Below are 17,048 nucleotides of genomic sequence, written 5' to 3'. Positions count from 1 at the left end.
TATGGCCACCATGCCCGTTGGATTGGCTTGGCGCGGCGTGCTTTCATTTCTCTATTGCATGCCCAAAGTCATGCGGGCGGGTGGTGATCAGGTCTGCATGGGATCGTGCAGCGCCAGCGTGCTGGCCGCATGTTCTGCCGCCTCTAATGCGCCCTCCAGAAAGCCTCCGAATTCCGGGGCGGTTTCGGTCGACGCAAATACCATTCCGCGTGCTGAAAGGGCATGCAGTTTGGACGGCAAACCATAGCGGGGGTGGCTTCGGACCGGCTGTCGATCCTGTGGCCGCGCGATGTGGGGAATGGTCGCCCAGTCTTGCAAAACAAGGTGCATCGGGTCGGCCATTTCCGGACCGAACATCGCCGTAAGCTGCGTCACCGCAAGGCGCATCATCTCATCTTTGTGCTGGGCACGCGCATCCGCAGGAACCCCGACAAAACCAAATAGCGCATAGGGACCGCCCTGCCTTGGCGAAGCATCGTGAATTTCGACCATTGGCCCTTGCTGGCTCATGGCGTCGCCGGACAGCCCGGCATGTCGCCAATGAGGCTGATCGTAAACCGCAATGATCTTGGCCTGACCGGCCATCCAGGTCGGCGTGTCTTGCAATACCTGCATTTGGCCCGCATCCAGTGCGGGTTCGAAGGAAACGGTATCGGCGATGACCCGAGGCGGCATGGCCATCACGATCCGGTTGGCCGTGATGATCTGTGCGGTGCCGCCTTGATCAACCTGCGCCGTGATGTTGCCCGCCGAGTGATCGACCGACGTCAGCCGCGTGCCGGTCATGATCTTCACCGGATCCAAACCTTTGGCCAAAGCATGCACCACAGAGCCGATCCCACCGGCCAAGCGGTAGGACCCCTCCATAGAGGCATAGCCGCGCCCGCGCTGCACGGTGCCGTTTTGCTCTTGATAGACCAAGTCACCAGTTGAAAACTGCCCAAACACAGGGATCTGAAAGCGTTCCGCGAGGGCCGCCATGCGCGGCTGGCCCGGCCAGAACCATGCAGGCCCAAGGTCGAAGGCGCCACCCGAAAACTCCTGTGTAAGGATGCGCCCGCCAAGGCGGTCCTGCGCTTCAACCAGCAAGAAATCGCGGCCTTGGCGGGCAAGATGGTCGGCAAGCGCAAGACCCGACAAACCACCGCCCACAATCAGAACATCGGTCTGCATCAGAACGCCTCTCCCATCGGCCTGAGGTCCAGCTCATGCGTCCAGGTGGACCGTGGTTGATCCGCCAGCGCCAGATAGGTTCGGGCAATATCGGCTGACTTCATCATCCGTATAGGGTCCATTCTGTGCAGGGCGCGGTTAGCAAGACCGGCACCCACCCCGCCAATGATTGCAAGTGGATCTGACATCTCAGCCCCCGGTATTCGGGGCGGTCGGCGTGTCTGCAAGATGGCCGGATTTGACCCAAAGCCGCGCGCCCTCGGGCCCGGAAACGGCGTTCAGCGGCGTGTGGGGTGGTAGGCGCAGCCAGGAATTGACCCCGAAGACCTCATCCCCTTCGATATAGCTTCCTTCGACCACAAGGGCTTCGAACCCGTTGTGGCCGGCCTGTGTCACTGCCACGTTGGGCTCCCAAAGCTCGATCCGCACCCGTTCGTGCGCATCCGCGAACAGCGGGATTTCTGAAACACCCGCACGCACCGGCTGCGGGGTCTGGGTGGTGGTGTCTATGGTGATCTGCTGACGGTCATCCATGTCGAACTGCCACAGCTTGACGAAGATCGTCGCCCCCTCGGCCGAGCTTGGCGTGTGCGAAGACGTCGGCGGGTTGCGCACGTAGGTGCCTACCGGAAAGTCACCGTGTTCGTCCTGAAACACGCCCTCAAGCACCAGAAACTCTTCGCCGCCGGTATGGGTATGGGCCGAAAACGCGCTGCCCGGCGCGTAGCGGACGATCGTTGTCGCCCGCGCGACTTCGTCCCCGATCCGGTCCAGCATCCGCCGGTCTACGCCTTTCATCGGAGATGCAACCCACGGCTGTCGATCCGAATGTACAACAGCACGTTCATCAAAATTTGCGTTCAGGTCCATGGTACATCCTTCCAGTTCAGCGCGCAGCGGCGCTGTATAGCTACCTATCAGTTGATAGGCTTCCAGTTAGATATTGCCCTCTCCCCTGTCAACACCTATCTACCACATGATAGACAGGAGCCCCAAATGCCGCAGACAATGAAAGACAAAATCCTTGATGCCGCTGAAAAGCGTGTCCGTGGTGCCGGTTTCTCGGCGATGAGCTTTCGCGACCTGGCAAGCGATGTCGGCATCAAAAGCGCAAGCGTTCACTATCACTTTCCGACCAAACCTGATCTTGGCGAAGCTTTGGTGGATCGCTACACCAGCCGGTTCAAAGAGCACCTTGAACAGATCGATACGGCCAGCTTGCAAACGGCGTTGGACAGCTATGTCGCGCTCTACTCTCAAGCGCTTGTCTTGGACGAAACCATCTGCCTTTGCGCGATCATGGGCGCAGAAGCAATCGGGCTGCCCAAGAATGTTAACCAGAAAACAAAGGCATTCTTCAAAATGAACAGGATGTGGCTGCTTGACCTGTTCCACCGTAATGGCGTCGAAAACCCCGAAGACACGTCCTGCCTCATCGTCGCGGCGCTGGAAGGCGGCATGATCGTTGCGTCATCCTCCGACGATCGTGCGATGTTTGACCAGATTGCCAAAGCCGCGATCCGAAGTATCGCCAAGATTTGACGTCGATATGGCAGCGCTCGGAAAATTCTAGGGCGCTATATTTCTCTATATTTCTGTTGAATAAAAACGACGGAAAGTTGTCACGTGTCCGTTTAAGGCCTAGCTTCGGCTTAGCAGCGCCTCGACCCGAAGTTGGAAGTGTAGATACCGACATCTCATGGGAGATCAGAAAATCATGTCCAGGAAAACTCTCTATGGGACAGCCGCCGCATCGGTTGTGCTGGCCGCCGCATCCCTGATCTATTCGCCTTCATCGGCTCAGAATGTGAAACAGTCGAATGACACTGCGGCGGTCGTTGAAGCGGCAAATTGGGCAGGTCATGTCACGATCACGGTCGATGCTGACGCAAAGACATTCCGCTTCCAATCTAACGGCATCCCGGACCACGGCTTTGCGGAACAATATCTGATCCCAAGCGATCCCAACGATCAACCTTTTGCCGACAAGCCGCTGGAGTTCTTTGACGTGCAGAACTCTGCCGACTACTTCAAAGAGACCGAGATCGACGCGACAATCACAACGCAGCCTGTCTATTCGGATACATCAACGGACACCTCGCTGGGGAGAATTGGCGTGGCCTTGAGTGGCGCCCAAATTTTTAACGACTACGAGAACCCCGACCGCTCCGTCGTTGCGATTGACGATCAGGTTGTTCATGATCACGTGGCATTTCTGGACAACTGCAACGGGCACACGCTCGTGGACGGGACGAATTACCACTATCATGGCATCCCTGTTTGTATCGCCGAGTCTGCGGCGCAAGCCGGGCAACATTCGCGGATGATCGGTGTTTTGGCCGACGGCTTTCCTGTCTATGGCAACAATGATGTCGGTGGCATTGTCGTGGTGAATGACGATCTGGATGCGTGCAGCGGCCACTCCGGCCCGACACCTGAATTCCCGGAAGGGATTTACCACTACCACCTCACGGCAGATGAAGCGCCCTATATGATCGACTGCTACCATGGTGAGGTCGACGTGGCCGCGAACAATGGCCCCGGTGGCGGTGGTGCCGCACCGGATTTTGCCGCAGTTGCCGATCAACTGGGCATCACAGAGGCTGAGTTGGTCGGGGCACTTGGTGACACGCGCCCGCCGGACTTTGCCGCGGCGGCTCAGGCACTTGGCGTCAGCGAAGACGACCTGCGCGCAGCTATGCCCGCACCTGGCCAGTAAAGACCGGATCTGGTGGAAAAACTCGCCTATGCAATAATCGGGGCGTCGATGGCTGTCGCGGTCATGACGCTTTTTCCGATGTCGCGCGCCCCCAATGCCCCCATGTCACCTGACATCGGCAAGGCAGCGATAGATATGGCGAAAGCGCCCGGCGCGGTGCCAGTGCACCGGCATCCTCCGCGCGACGTCTCTGCCGAACTGCCACAGCCAAGTGTCACGCATCTGGTTTTTCCGGACGTGATGGGCGGGTATAATGTTCAGATCCTGCCCGTTCATTTCAAGTTCACACCCGCAGCGATCAATCACGCACCGAAAGAGAACGAAGGTCATGCCCATATCTATGTGAATGGCGTGAAAATAGCGCGGGTCTATTCCAACTGGTATCATCTGTCGGGCACCTCACTGGTGCCGGGCGAGAATGAAGTCAGAGTGACATTGAACGCAAATGATCACAGCGCGTGGTCGGTGAACGGCGTCCCAATTTCATCAACCGTCAAGGTTTTCATCCCCGAGGCCACCCCATAGGGAGGCCACCCCTAAGGCCTCCCTTCAACAGAACGCCGAGCCTCTTATCGCGCATGCCCGATACGCCGCAAGTAAATCTCATCAGTTCTCGGCCGCATAGGATTAGGAACAAGACCTTTTTCTTCGATAGCCAGCCTCGAAACCTGCATTCCTGAACAAGCAGCCATTCATCCGATTGCCCCAATCAACCAGTCACGCGCCGCGATCTGGACCGGAGCAGACCGAAACACCGCAATCATTGCCCATGCGGCGCTCCTTCTCCCCAAAAACGCAGTTACGCGCCCGTCAGATGCTTCTGCACCTGCGCGACAAAGTCCTCTCCGCGCCGCTCGAAACTGTCGTATTGATCAAAGCTCGCGGCCGCAGGGGCCAGCAAGACGACATCCCCCGCCTCGGCATCCTCGACCGCGCGCGCGACCGCGACGTCCATCGTGCCACAGACCTCGGCCTCGACCCCAAGCTTCATGGCGAACTGCGCCGCCTCGCGCCCGATCACATAGGCTTTGCGTACTGTCTCCAGCGGTTCTGACAAGCTGCCCAAACCGCCCTCTTTCTCCAGCCCGCCGCAGATCCAGCGGATGTTCTTGAACGCCGCCAGTGCCTTGACCGCACTGTCCACATTGGTCGCCTTGCTGTCATTGACGAAGCGCACGCCGTCCGCCTCGCCCACGGTCTGGCTGCGGTGCGGCAGGCCGCCAAAGGAATGGAACGCCGCTTCTATGATCTTGGGCGCGAACCCCAGCGTGCGACAGGCGGCATAGGCGGCACAGGCGTTCTGGTGGTTATGCGCGCCGGGCAAGCCGGTAATGCTGCGCAAATCGATGGACCCGATCTGCTTGCCGCCGCGATATTCCGACAAGAAGCCTTTGCGCGCGAAGACCTGCCACCCAAGCCCCGTGAGCTTGCGGTCCACCGACACGCGGATCACCCGGTCGTCGGCCGCCCCTTCGCTGAGCTGTCCCGCCAGAAAACGCCCTTCGGGTTCATCCACGCCAATGACGGCACGATCCGGCCCGCCTTCAGCAAAGAGCCGCCGTTTGGCCGCGAAATAGCCGCCCATGCCCGCATGGCGATCCAGATGATCGGGGCTAAGGTTGGTGAAGACGGCGACATCCGGCGTCAGATTGCGCGCCAGATCGGTCTGGTAGCTCGACAGCTCCAGCACCACGACCTCGCCATCAATGGCAGGCTCTATGTCCAGAACCCCGCGACCGATGTTTCCCGCCAGCTGCGTCGGGCGGCCCGCGTGCTTGAGAATGTGATGCACCAACGCCGAGGTGGTGGATTTCCCGTTCGACCCGGTGATCGCGATGATCTTGGGCACCACGTCAAAGTTATCCCAGGCCAGCGTCGCGAAGCTTTGGAAGAACAGCCCGATGTCATTGTCCACCGGCACACCTGCGTCCTGCGCGGCGACAATCACCGGGTTCGGTGCCGGATAAAGATGCGGGATGCCGGGCGATACGATCAGCCGCGCGATGTCATCAAAGACGCCGGCCTTGCCCAGATCCACACAATCGAACCCTTCGGCCTGCGCGGCGGCGCGCGCGGCGGGGTTATCATCCCAACAGATAGGCACAGCGCCCCCGGCGGCCAGCGCACGGGCCGCAGACAGCCCCGACCGCCCGAGCCCCAGAATGGCGACCTTTGCGCCGGTCAAACCTTGAACTGGTATCATGCCTGCTCTCCTGTTAGCGATGACCCTGAAACTTTCGGAGCCCCTTATGCCCCCTCTGCCAGAGATTTTAGCCCAGCTCAACGCCGACATGCGCGCCACGGGTGACTGGGGAGACGTGGCAGCCTATATCCCGCAGCTGGCCTCTGTCGATCCTGCGCAATTCGGTATCGCGATCACCACCGCGGACGGGGAGGTCTTTACCGCCGGGGATGCCGATACGCCGTTTTCCGTGCAATCCATCACCAAGGTCTTCACCCTTGCCATCGCCCTTGGACGGTCAGGCGACCAGCTGTGGAAGCGCGTGGGCCGCGAGCCATCGGGGCGTGCATTCAATTCCATTGTGCAGCTTGAGGCCGAACAGGGCCGCCCGCGCAATCCGTTCATCAACGCCGGTGCCATTGTCACCACGGACGAGGTGCTCACGGGCCGCGAACCGCGCGAGACCTTGGCCGAAATCCTGCAATTCGTGCGCGCCGCCGCCAGTGACGACGACATCCACATCAACGAAACCGTCGCGGCCTCTGAAACCGCCCATGGCCACCGCAATTTTGCCCTGGCGCATTTTCTGGCCTCCTGCGGTAACCTGAACAACCCGCCGGAGAAGACGCTCGGCACCTATTTCCACCACTGCGCCATCGACATGTCCGCGCGGCAACTGGCGATGGCCGGACGGTTCCTGATCGAAACCGACAAGCTCCCCCGCATGATCCTGCCGCCCCGCATCCGGCGCCTCAATGCGCTGATGCTCACCTGCGGGCATTATGACGGGTCGGGCGATTTTGCGTACCGCGTAGGGCTTCCGGCGAAATCCGGTGTGGGCGGCGGTATCCTTGCCATTGTCCCCGGCCGCGCCAGCATCGCCGTCTGGTCGCCGGGTCTGAACCGCTATGGCAACTCGAAAAAAGGCACCCAGGCCATGGCCCGCCTCGCGCGCGAAATGGGCTGGTCGATCTTCTGACACCCCCCGCGTCCAGCCTCCGCCGCCCTTCATTTTGCCAAATAAACTCCGGGGGACGCGGCCCCTTGGCCGCGCGGGGGCTGGCCCCCGTCCGCCATAAAAAAAGCGCGCCATATCCCTGTAGCGCGCCCTCTGGTTTCTTACCGCTTTGATAAACGGCTCAGCGGACCTTCAGCGTCGCCAGCCCGATCATCGCGAGGATCAAAGAGATGATCCAGAAGCGGATGACGATCTGCGGCTCGGCCCAGCCTTTCTTTTCATAGTGATGGTGGATCGGGGCCATCAGGAAGACCCGTTTGCCCGTGCGCTTAAAATAGAGCACCTGAATGATCACCGACAGCGCCTCGACCACAAACAGGCCGCCGACGATGGCCAGCACCAATTCGTGCTTGGTGGCAACCGCGATGGCCCCCAAGGCGCCGCCAAGGGCCAGCGATCCGGTGTCGCCCATAAAGACCGCGGCGGGGGGGGCGTTATACCACAAAAAGCCCAGACCACCGCCAAAGATACCGGCGGTAAAGACCAGAATCTCGCCCGTGCCAGGCACATAGTGCACGTCCAGATATTCGGTGAAATCGACGCGGCCGACGGCATAGGCGATTACGCCAAGCGCCCCAGCGGCGATCATCACGGGCATGATCGCCAGCCCGTCCAGCCCGTCCGTCAGGTTCACCGCATTCGCCGCCCCCACGATCACGATGATCGAGAAGGGCACGAACAGATATCCAAGGTTGATCAGCGTGTTCTTGAACACGGGCAGCGCCAGTTGGTTCTGCAGCTCTGCGGGGTGGAATTGCGCTGCCCAATAGGCCGCGCTGCCCGCGATGATAAAGCCCAGCAACAGACGCATTCTGCTGGAAACACCAGCGGTCGTCTGCTTGCTGACCTTGGCGTAGTCATCGGCAAACCCGATGGCGGCAAATGCCATTGTCACCAGCAGCACCATCCANACAAACGGGTTGTCCAGCCGCGCCCACAGCAGGGTGGAGGTCAGCAAGGCCCCCACAATCAGCAGCCCGCCCATGGTCGGCGTCCCCGCCTTGACAAAATGCCCCTCGGGTCCGTCATCCCGGATCGGTTGCCCCTTGCCCTGCCGNTTGCGCAGCACGGCGATNAGCGGCTTGCCGAACAGAAAGCCAAACACCAGCGCTGTCAGGAAGGCCCCACCGGCGCGGAAGGTGATGTAGCGGAAAAGGTTAAAGAAATCGCCGCCATCTGACAGGAGGGTCAACCAATAGAGCATCGTACGCGTCCTAACTCAAAATCTTGTGGGCTTAGCCCTGTCGTTCATTCNGGACCGGATGGCCCATTTTGCGGATCGCGTCAACGATCAGCCCTAGTTTCATGGACAAGGAGCCTTTGGCGAGCACAACATCGCCACTGTCCAGATGCGANGAAAGCGCGGGCAGCAGGTCGGCGGCGGTTTCGGCCCATTCCCCACGTTGATGCGCNGGCAGCAGGTCATNAAGCGACTTCATCAGCGGGCCCACACAGTGGATCACATCCAGCTTTTTGGTGGCGTCNAGATGCGCGAGCCCTGCGTGCAGNGCNATCTCGTCCGGTCCCAGNTCCTTCATGTCCCCCANATANGCGATGCGCCGNCCCTTGCTGACGCGGCCGATNTCATGGGTCACCTCGGCGGCGGCCAGCACCTCTAGGGCGGCGGCCATTGAGGTGGGGTTCGCGTTATAGCTATCGTCGATGAGGTTCAGCGTCAGATGGGTGTCGACCACGTCGAGATGGATGACCTCNCGCACGCCGCGCCCCTTATACGGTGTCCAGCGCCCCAACGAGGCAGCNGCCAGCGCCAGATCCGCGCCCATGGCCTGTGCAGAGGCCAAGGCCCCCAAGGCGTTCATCGCGAAATGCCGCCCNGGCGTCCCGATCTTGAACAGCAGTGGTGTGCCGTCGGCGTCGGCGCGCACNACGGTGGTGTCGCCNTGCACCTGCACATCCAGCAGTTTGTACTGATAGCCATGCTCGCCAAATTCGACCTCGCGCAGACGGCGATCCACGGCCTTGGCCATCAGGATCGCGGCGTGTTCNATGTCAGCGTTGATCACCGCCACGCCCCCCGGTTGCAGCCCGTCAAAAACGGCGGCTTTCTCGACCGCNATTTCCGCGACATTGGCAAAGGCTTCCAGATGNACGGCGGCNACGGTGGTNACCATCGCGACATCCGGCTTGGCCATCTGCGCCAGCGGAGAGATCTCTCCGGGGTGGTTCATGCCGATCTCGATCACGGCATATTCNGTATCCGCAGGCATCCGCNCCAGNGTCAGCGGCACNCCCCAGTGGTTGTTATANCTGTCNACAGAGGCATGCGCCCGCCCCTGGTCGGCAAAGATCGCAAGCANCATTTCCTTGGTCGAGGTCTTGCCGACGCTGCCCGTCACCGCGACGACCTTGGCCTGCGTGCGGGCCCGCGCGGCGGCACCAAGCGCCTCNAGGNCCCTCAGCACATCCTCGACGATCAGCAGCGGAGCATCCTCGGCCACGCCCTCGGGCACATGGGTGACCAGCGCGGCCCCNGCCCCTTTTTCCAGCGCCATGGCGACAAAATCATGNCCGTCNCGCACGTCTTTCAGCGCGACAAACAGATCCCCCGGTGCNAGGGTGCGGGTGTCAATCGACACGCCGTCACAGGTCCAGTCCCCGATGGCGCGGCCGCCGGTGGCGCTTTCGGCCTCTTTTGCTGTCCACAAGCTCATGCCAATCTCCCATCCAGCGCCGCGACGGCGACGCTGGCCTGTTCCACATCATCAAAGGGTAGCACATCGTCACCGATGGTCTGTCCGGTTTCATGGCCNTTGCCCGCGATCAGCAGCGCNTCGCCCGTGCCGATGGCGTCGATGCCCCGCAGGATCGCCTCGGCACGGTCACCCACCTCGGTCGCTTCTGGCGCGCCCTCCATGACGGCGGCACGGATGGTCGCCGGATCTTCGGAGCGCGGGTTGTCATCGGTCACGAACACCAGATCCGCATGGGCCGCCGCCGCCTGCCCCATCAGCGGGCGTTTGGCGCGGTCACGGTCACCGCCTGCGCCCACGATAGCGACCAACCGGCCCATGACATGGGGGCGCATCGCTTGCAGGGCGGTGGCGATGGCGTCGGGGGTATGGGCGTAATCCACAAACACCGCCCCGCCATTGTCCCGTGTGGCGGCAAGCTGCATACGGCCGCGCACGGTGGTCAGATGCGGCAGCGTGTCGAACACATGGGCGGGGTCCGCCCCGCAGGCAATCACCAGCCCCGCCGCGAGCAACACGTTGTCCGCCTGAAACCCGCCAATGAGGTTCAGGCGTTTCTGATAGGTCTTGCCGCGATAGCTGAACCGCAGGTCCTGCCCCGTCGCATCAAAGCGCTGGCCGATCAGATGCAGATCGCCGCCGTCGCGCCCCACGGTGATCACCTCGCAGCCACGGGCGCGTGCGATAGCGACCATATCGACCCCTTTGGGATCATCGATATTGATCACCGCCGTGCCGTCCTCGGGCAGTACCCGCGAGAACAGTCCGGCCTTGGCGTCGAAATAGGCGTCGAAGGTCTCGTGGTAGTCGAGATGGTCTTGGGTAAAATTCGTGAACCCCGCCGCCTTGAGCGTGACGCCATCCAGCCGCCGCTGGTCCAGCCCGTGGCTCGACGCCTCCATCGCGGCATGAGTGATACCGTTGGCAGAGGCCTCGGCAAGGGTGCGGTGCAGGGTGATGGGCTCGGGCGTGGTATGCGCCAGCGGCGCCGTCCATGCGCCTTCCACGCCAGTGGTGCCAAGGTTGACAGCCGCCAATCCCATCTCGATCCAGATTTGCCGCACGAAGGTGCTGACAGAGGTTTTGCCATTGGTGCCGGTGACGGCAATCATCGTCTGCGGCTGCGCGCCGTACCACAGGGCTGCCGCGCGCGACAGCGCCTCGCGGGGGGCATCGGTGACGACAAGGGCGACCTCGGCCTGTGCCAGCGCGTCAGCGGCCAGCGTGGCCCCCTCGGCGTCGGTCAACACGGCCACCGCGCCCATGCGCAGCGCATATTGGATAAACTCGGCCCCGTGGACCTTGCTGCCGGGCATGGCGGCGAACAGGGTGCCGGGCTGGACCTGACGGCTGTCGACGCTGATACCTGCAATGGGCGGGTTGCCCCCCCCTTTCGCGGTCAGACCAAGGGAGGATAACGGGACGGCCTGTGTGCCCATGGGGACGCTCTTTATATTAGTTGCTGCTGGAGAGCGTTATATCAGCGAGGCTGTCCGGTTCAACAGTCGGTCGCAGACCCAGCAAGGGCGCGACGCGACGGACCATTTCCGCGGCCACGGGCACGGCTGTCCAACCGGCCGTGCGGCGCGGTTTGTCGCCCGAGGTCTCGACAGGTTCGTCCAGCGTGACGATCAGCACGTATTTGGGATCATGCGCCGGGAACATGCTGGCGAAGGTCGCGATGACCGTATCCTCAAGATAGCCACCACGGGGGCCGGGTTTATCCGCCGTACCGGTCTTGCCGCCGATCTGGTAGCCGGGCACTTCGGCAAAGCTGGCCGTGCCTTCGGTCACCACCGCACGCAGCATGGCGCGGGCATCCGCCGCCGCGCGTTCAGACATCACACGCGGGCCGACCACGGGGCCAGATTGCTTGCGCAACGTCGGGGTGACCTTGTGCCCGCCATTGGCGATGGCGGAATAGCCCGCCGCCAGATGCATCGGGCTGGAGGACAGGCCGTGGCCATAGGAGACGGTTACGGTGCTCAACTCTTGCCAGCGCTGCGGCAGCAAGGGCTTGCCGCCAGAGGCTTCGACGATCTCGAAGGGGGTTGGTTCAAAGAACCCGAGGTTTTTCAGGAACTCCTGCTGACGCTCCGCGCCGATCTCAAGCGCAAGCCGCCCTGTCCCGCGGTTGGAACTGTGCACGATGATCCCCGTCACCGTCTGCTTGCCATAGTTCTTGCCGTGGAATTCGCCGATGCGGAAGCCGCCGACCTTCATCGGGCCAGAAGTGTCGATCACCGTATCCGCAGTGGCAATGCCAAGGTCGATCGCCTGTGCCGCGGTGAAAATCTTGAAGACAGAGCCAAGCTCGTAGACGCCTTGTACCGACCGGTTGAACAGCGGGCTGTCGGACGCATCGCCTGTGACGGCGGCATGGGGCCGATCGTTGGGGTCGAAAGAGGGCAATGATACGGCGCTGATCACCTCGCCCGTGTGCACATCCATCAGGACCGAGGTCGCCCCCTTGGCGTTCATCAGCTTCATGCCGCCATAAAGAATACGCTCGGACGCGGCCTGTACGGTCATGTCGATCGACAGTTCCAGCGGCTTGTTCCCATTGGCCGGATCGCGCAGATAATCGTCAAAGTATTTCTCTGCTCCCGCGACGCCAATCACCTCGGCGGCATGGACACCCTCGCGGCCATAGCTGGCCCCGCCCATGATATGCGCGGCAAGCGATCCGTTGGGGTAAAGGCGCATATCACGCGGGGCAAACAGCAACCCCGGCTCGCCGATATCATGCACGGCCTGCATCTGCTCGGGGCTGATTTTCTTCTTTATCCACAAGAACTTGCGCTTGCCGGTAAAGTCACGCAGCAGGCGCTCCTCGTTCAGGTCAGGAAACACAGCCATCAGCTTTTTCACGGCCCCCTGCGGGTCGATCATGTGGTGCGGCTGCGCATAAAGCGCATGTGTTTCAAAGTTGGTCGCGAGCAGATTGCCGTTGCGATCCACAATATCGGCGCGGGTGGCCGAGATCACGGAACCGGGGGCCGCCGCGCGCGGCTCTGTCGGGTCGGTGGTCGCCATAACGCCCATGCGCGCGCCCACGACGGTGAAGGCGCAGAAAAAGAAGACACCCAAAACCAGCAAACGCCCCTCGGCGCGCTGCCGCGAGGCGTCGCGCATCTGCTCGTGGCGGATACGCTTGTTCTCGCGCTCGATCGCATCGGGGTTTTCGCCCTTTTGACGGGCTTCAAGAATACGGGCCAGCGGGCGCAGCGGGGTGCGGATCATTCGGGGGCCTCCATCGAGGATACGTCAACGCCGTCGGTGATTTCGAACAGCGGCAGTTCTGGCAGCGGCGGGTAGCTCACCTGATCGATAGATCCGAACTGGTCGGGATGCAGCGGCAAGAGGTTCAGCCGGTCAAAGTTGAGCTCTGCCAGATCGCGCAGACGGTCGGGGCGGTTCTGATAGGCCCATTCCGCCTTGAGCACGGCCAGACGGCTGTAGGCTTCGCGGATTTCATAGCGCAGGTCATCGGCATCACTCAGGGCTTGCTGGGTCGCGTAATTCTCGCGGTAGGCCCAGAAGGCCAGCCCGATCACCGAAAAGGTGGTTAGGATGTAAAGCACGGTTCTCATACGGTTAATCCCCTGACCATAGGCATGCCGAGTGCCTTGGCATCGATGCTGCCCGCAGGCGCATCAGTGCGAATTGCGACGCGCAGCTTGGCCGAGCGGCTGCGCGGGTTCTCTTCCAGCTCTTGCGCATCCGGCCCGATGGCCTTGCGCTTGAGGATCTTGAACTGCGGCTCGGGTGCTTCGATTTCGGGCGCAAAGCGATTGGCGTTGCCCCCTGCCCCCGCACGCGCCGTCAGGAAGCGTTTGACCATACGGTCTTCGACCGAGTGGAAGGTCACAACGGCCAGCTGGCCACCGGGTTTCAACGCACGTTCCGCCGCCATCAACCCGTTGAACAGCTCGCCATATTCATTGTTCACCGCAATGCGCAGCGCTTGAAAACTGCGGGTCGCGGGATGCGACTGGCCGGGTTTCGAGCGCGGCAAACAGCCTTCGACCAAGCCTGCAAGCGCCAGCGTTGTGGTGATCGGGGCCTCTTCGCGGGCACGTACGATCGCTTTGGCGATGCGGCGGCTGGCACGTTCTTCACCGTATTGGAACAGGATATTGGCAATCACCTCTTCCTCGGCCTCGTTGACGATATCCGCCGCCGAGGGGCCGTCCTGGCTCATCCGCATATCAAGCGGCCCGTCACGCATGAAAGAGAACCCGCGCTCTGCCAGATCCAGTTGCATCGAGGACACGCCCAGATCGAGCACGATCCCGTCCAGATCCTGCGCATAATCGTCCATCTTGGAAAAGACGCCGCGCTGCATGACGATCCGGTCGCCATAGTCACCGGCCCAGGCCTGCGCCATTTCAAACGCAAGCGGGTCACGGTCCACGGCCACCACCTGCGCAGCACCCGCGTCCAGCAGGCCACGGGTATAACCGCCCGCGCCAAAGGTGCCATCCAGCCAACGCCCCGAAACAGGGGCCACCGCCGCCAGCAAGGGGCGCAGCAGAACCGGTGTGTGCGGGGCGGAGGGGGTATCGCTGGGTCCGCTCATATCGATCAAGCCTCCGGCTTGCCGTCCAGGAAGGCCATCGGATCAAAGTCTTCTGGCAGATCGTCCAGCCATTCCTCTTCGCGGGCCTTTTCCTCGGTCTCGTAGGTTTCGGGCTTCCAGATCTGGAAGGTATCACCGGCGGCGATAAAGAACGCTTCGTTTTCCAGGTCGATCTTGTTGCGCAGCTTGGCGGGCAGAACCAGGCGGCCCGTTTCATCGACCGATGTGGGAAAGGACTGACCGTGGAACAGGCGCTGCAGCATCTTGCGTTCCATCGACCCGCGCGGCAGCGCGTCGATCTTGTCGTCCACCTCTTCGATGGCCTGCATGGTATAGCATTCAAGATAGCTGCGGCGGCTGTCGCCATAGACGATCACCAGCTCGGGCGTGCCACCGTTTTGCCAATTCGGGTCACCGGCTTCCAACACACGACGAAAAGAGGCTGGGATAGACACCCGCCCCTTCGTATCGACCTTGTGTTGGCTTTCGCCTCTGAACCTGCGGCTCACGTGTTTGTCCCTGCCTGCGACGCTTGTGCGCCCTAAAATCATACCCCCGGCGGTAGATGTAGAAACGGCGGGTGGATCTGCTGCCACTGATCAACCCGCCGCCCGTCCCGCCTTGGCGGGGAAGTCCGACTGCGCGCGCCACCTGGGGGGATGTCTGCTCGCTCGCGCGCCGGATCTCTTGGTCTGATGAAAGCGAGGTGCCTGTATGAACCTGCTAGAGTTTTATTTGGTCGTTGGGGTCGTTTGGTGCCCCGTGTCTCGTTCTCATCCGATGCACTAGGGATGCCATGGGAATTGATGGGCGTCTATAAGTTTTTTGGGAAATACACACCAAATTTGGTTTTGCACAGGGTTGTAAAACAACATGTGGGAAAGAAATATCAGCGATTTTTAGCTCATCTCGACTAACTGTGAAATTTAGACACAACATATTGAGGTTAAAAACGCGTGCTGAAATTTCCCACAATTTCCCAACAATTTTAGACCACAGAGTTATCCACAACCTGTGTTCGCGGCTTGTTCCCCGATCGCAATGCCAATTGCAACTGTTTTATCGCGCAAACTGAGGATTCCGCGCCTCAGACAGCCATTTTCCGCCGAATCACCTTGCCAATCCGGCAGGGTCCAGCCGGCGATCTCCCATGTTTTCCCATGAGCTTTTCCCATGCGATCCCATACGCACGTCCACACGACGCCGATGAACGCGAAACGCCGCGCAGAGGGCTGCGCGGCGTTGGGTATAGGTAGGATGGTGAAGAAGGTTGCCCCTTAGGCCATCCCACCCTTGATCAAACCTTCGGCGATGCGTGCATAGGCCTGAGCCATAGGCCCATCCCCCGCGGCCACCGGCGTGCCACCATCGCCGGAAAGCCGGGTATCAAGATCGATGGGCAAACTGCCGAGCAAAGGCACCTCCATCTTCGCAGCCTCGGCTGCAACCCCGCCATGGCCAAAGATCTCATGTTCGGACCCACAATCAGGACAGACGAACAGCGACATATTCTCGATCAATCCCAATACAGGTGTCTTCAACGTATTGAACATATCAATCGCCTTGCGCGCATCGATCAGCGCCACGTCCTGCGGCGTCGACACCACGATCGCGCCGGACAATTCGGATTTGGTACATAGTGTCAGCTGCACATCGCCCGTGCCCGGCGGCAGATCGACAAGCAACACGTCCAGCTCGCCCCACTCTACCTGCCCCAGCATCTGCTGCAGCGCGCCCATCAACATCGGGCCACGCCAGACCACTGCCTTCCCTTCCTCCATCATAAAACCGATGGACATCAGGGTCACACCATGGGCGTGCAGCGGGATGATCGTCTTACCATCTGGCGAGGCGGGCCGCTTGTTCACCCCCATCATACGCGGCTGACTGGGACCATATATATCAGCATCCAGCAAACCGACCTTGCGACCTGCCCGCGCCAACGCCACAGCGAGGTTCGAGCTCACGGTCGATTTGCCCACGCCCCCCTTGCCCGATCCAATGGCGAGAATGCGCTGCACGCCAGCCGGTTTCATCGGGCCATCTTGCGCCTTCGGGTGCCCACCAATCTTGAGGCTTGGGGCCGATTGCTTAGGCGCGGGGCCATGAGCCGTCAGGGCGACTGTTACGCTGGCAACGCCATCAACCTCGCGCACCACGGCCTCTGCCGCGTCGCGCAGCGGGGCCATCTGCGCGGCGACCTGCGCATTGGGGGCTTCTATAACAAAGCGCACCACATCGCCCTCGACCGTCAAAGCGCGGATCAGATCGTGATCTAGGATAGATTTCCCATCCGGCAGCATCACCCGGGCCAGAGCAGATTCGACGTCGGATTTAGAGAGCGGCATGACATATTCCTTTCGAGACTGCTTTTGACATGGCAGTTTCTGGCCAAATCGCAACCCTACGTTCGCATGCCGCACAGCACCAAGGCAAAACGAACATTTAGCGCCCAAAAATTACGCAAAACCCCTATGTTTTCGCTGCATGGCAGCAATGCACAATTTGAGAATTGTGCAAACGCAGCAAATAGGTCAAAAAGGTTTCAGGAACGCAGACACTGCGAGCCAAGAATAAGACCAAACTCATCCATCCTCCTCCCGGATGTGTTTGTTTTCGGCGGCGATACCCTCCTCCTCCCTGGTATCGTCGCCATTTTTTTT

The 17,048-nt window shown here is 61.1% G+C and carries 15 protein-coding genes; 4 read left to right on the top strand and 11 right to left on the bottom strand.

Features of this window, described 5'->3' with window-relative positions:
- Positions 1–87: 87 nt before the first annotated feature.
- A complete protein-coding gene (locus CBB63_RS15035) occupies positions 88–1,173 on the bottom strand; it encodes a flavin monoamine oxidase family protein (RefSeq protein ID WP_286699723.1) in 1,086 nt (361 codons plus the stop codon).
- A gap of 189 nt (positions 1,174–1,362) precedes the next feature.
- A complete protein-coding gene (locus CBB63_RS15030; protein ID WP_286699722.1) occupies positions 1,363–2,043 on the bottom strand; it encodes a cupin domain-containing protein in 681 nt (226 codons plus the stop codon).
- Between the two features lie 126 nt (positions 2,044–2,169).
- Between CBB63_RS15030 and CBB63_RS15025 the strand changes: the two genes are divergently transcribed.
- The 3 genes from CBB63_RS15025 (at position 2,170) to CBB63_RS15015 (ending at position 4,417) form a co-directional block, all read left to right on the top strand.
- On the top strand, positions 2,170–2,715 hold the full coding sequence (locus CBB63_RS15025; RefSeq protein WP_286699721.1) for a TetR/AcrR family transcriptional regulator: 546 nt from the start codon (positions 2,170–2,172) through the stop codon (positions 2,713–2,715).
- A gap of 175 nt (positions 2,716–2,890) precedes the next feature.
- Positions 2,891–3,892, top strand: coding sequence for a YHYH protein (locus tag CBB63_RS15020; RefSeq protein WP_286699720.1), 1,002 nt, complete (start codon positions 2,891–2,893; stop codon positions 3,890–3,892).
- Positions 3,893–3,904: 12 nt separating this feature from the next.
- Positions 3,905–4,417, top strand: coding sequence for a hypothetical protein (locus CBB63_RS15015; RefSeq protein ID WP_286699719.1), 513 nt, complete (start codon positions 3,905–3,907; stop codon positions 4,415–4,417).
- A gap of 274 nt (positions 4,418–4,691) precedes the next feature.
- Here CBB63_RS15015 and murD read toward each other — a convergent pair whose 3' ends face one another.
- The gene (gene murD, locus CBB63_RS15010; protein WP_184581777.1) at positions 4,692–6,095 is read right to left on the bottom strand and encodes a UDP-N-acetylmuramoyl-L-alanine--D-glutamate ligase; all 1,404 of its coding nucleotides are present in this window, start codon (positions 6,093–6,095) and stop codon (positions 4,692–4,694) included.
- A gap of 46 nt (positions 6,096–6,141) precedes the next feature.
- On the opposite strand from murD, the gene CBB63_RS15005 reads away from it, so the two are divergent.
- Positions 6,142–7,053 (top strand): glutaminase, encoded by a 912-nt coding sequence (locus CBB63_RS15005; RefSeq protein ID WP_286699718.1) that lies wholly within the window; start codon positions 6,142–6,144, stop codon positions 7,051–7,053.
- 160 nt (positions 7,054–7,213) lie between these two features.
- On the opposite strand, the gene mraY is transcribed toward CBB63_RS15005, so the two are convergent.
- The 8 genes from mraY to CBB63_RS14965 all read right to left on the bottom strand — a co-directional run bounded on the left by mraY (position 7,214) and on the right by CBB63_RS14965 (position 16,733).
- Entirely contained in the window at positions 7,214–8,296 is a 1,083-nt protein-coding gene (mraY, locus tag CBB63_RS15000) for a phospho-N-acetylmuramoyl-pentapeptide-transferase (protein WP_286699717.1), read from the bottom strand.
- Between the two features lie 31 nt (positions 8,297–8,327).
- Positions 8,328–9,764 (bottom strand): UDP-N-acetylmuramoyl-tripeptide--D-alanyl-D-alanine ligase, encoded by a 1,437-nt coding sequence (locus CBB63_RS14995; protein WP_286699716.1) that lies wholly within the window; start codon positions 9,762–9,764, stop codon positions 8,328–8,330.
- Entirely contained in the window at positions 9,761–11,242 is a 1,482-nt protein-coding gene (locus CBB63_RS14990) for a UDP-N-acetylmuramoyl-L-alanyl-D-glutamate--2,6-diaminopimelate ligase (protein ID WP_286699715.1), read from the bottom strand. Before CBB63_RS14990 ends, CBB63_RS14995 begins: the two co-directional genes overlap by 4 nt.
- Positions 11,243–11,258: 16 nt before the next feature.
- Positions 11,259–13,046: a peptidoglycan D,D-transpeptidase FtsI family protein gene (locus CBB63_RS14985; RefSeq protein ID WP_005854159.1), complete on the bottom strand. Its 1,788-nt coding sequence runs from the start codon at positions 13,044–13,046 to the stop codon at positions 11,259–11,261.
- Positions 13,043–13,396, bottom strand: a complete 354-nt coding sequence (gene ftsL, locus CBB63_RS14980; protein WP_005854161.1) for a cell division protein FtsL — start codon at positions 13,394–13,396, stop codon at positions 13,043–13,045. The genes CBB63_RS14985 and ftsL overlap by 4 nt, the downstream gene beginning before the upstream one ends.
- Complete coding sequence (rsmH, locus tag CBB63_RS14975; RefSeq protein WP_037953772.1) at positions 13,393–14,385, bottom strand: 16S rRNA (cytosine(1402)-N(4))-methyltransferase RsmH; 993 nt, start codon at positions 14,383–14,385, stop codon at positions 13,393–13,395. Before rsmH ends, ftsL begins: the two co-directional genes overlap by 4 nt.
- Positions 14,386–14,390: 5 nt before the next feature.
- Positions 14,391–14,894 (bottom strand): division/cell wall cluster transcriptional repressor MraZ, encoded by a 504-nt coding sequence (gene mraZ / locus CBB63_RS14970; protein ID WP_081781250.1) that lies wholly within the window; start codon positions 14,892–14,894, stop codon positions 14,391–14,393.
- 768 nt (positions 14,895–15,662) lie between these two features.
- Complete coding sequence (locus tag CBB63_RS14965) at positions 15,663–16,733, bottom strand: Mrp/NBP35 family ATP-binding protein (RefSeq protein WP_009824939.1); 1,071 nt, start codon at positions 16,731–16,733, stop codon at positions 15,663–15,665.
- Positions 16,734–17,048: the final 315 nt, after the last annotated feature.

The sequence above is a fragment of the Sulfitobacter sp. TMED3 genome (genome assembly GCF_002167505.1).
Taxonomy (GTDB): Bacteria; Pseudomonadota; Alphaproteobacteria; order Rhodobacterales; family Rhodobacteraceae; genus Sulfitobacter; species Sulfitobacter pontiacus.
This window is presented reverse-complemented; position numbering and strand designations above follow the sequence as displayed.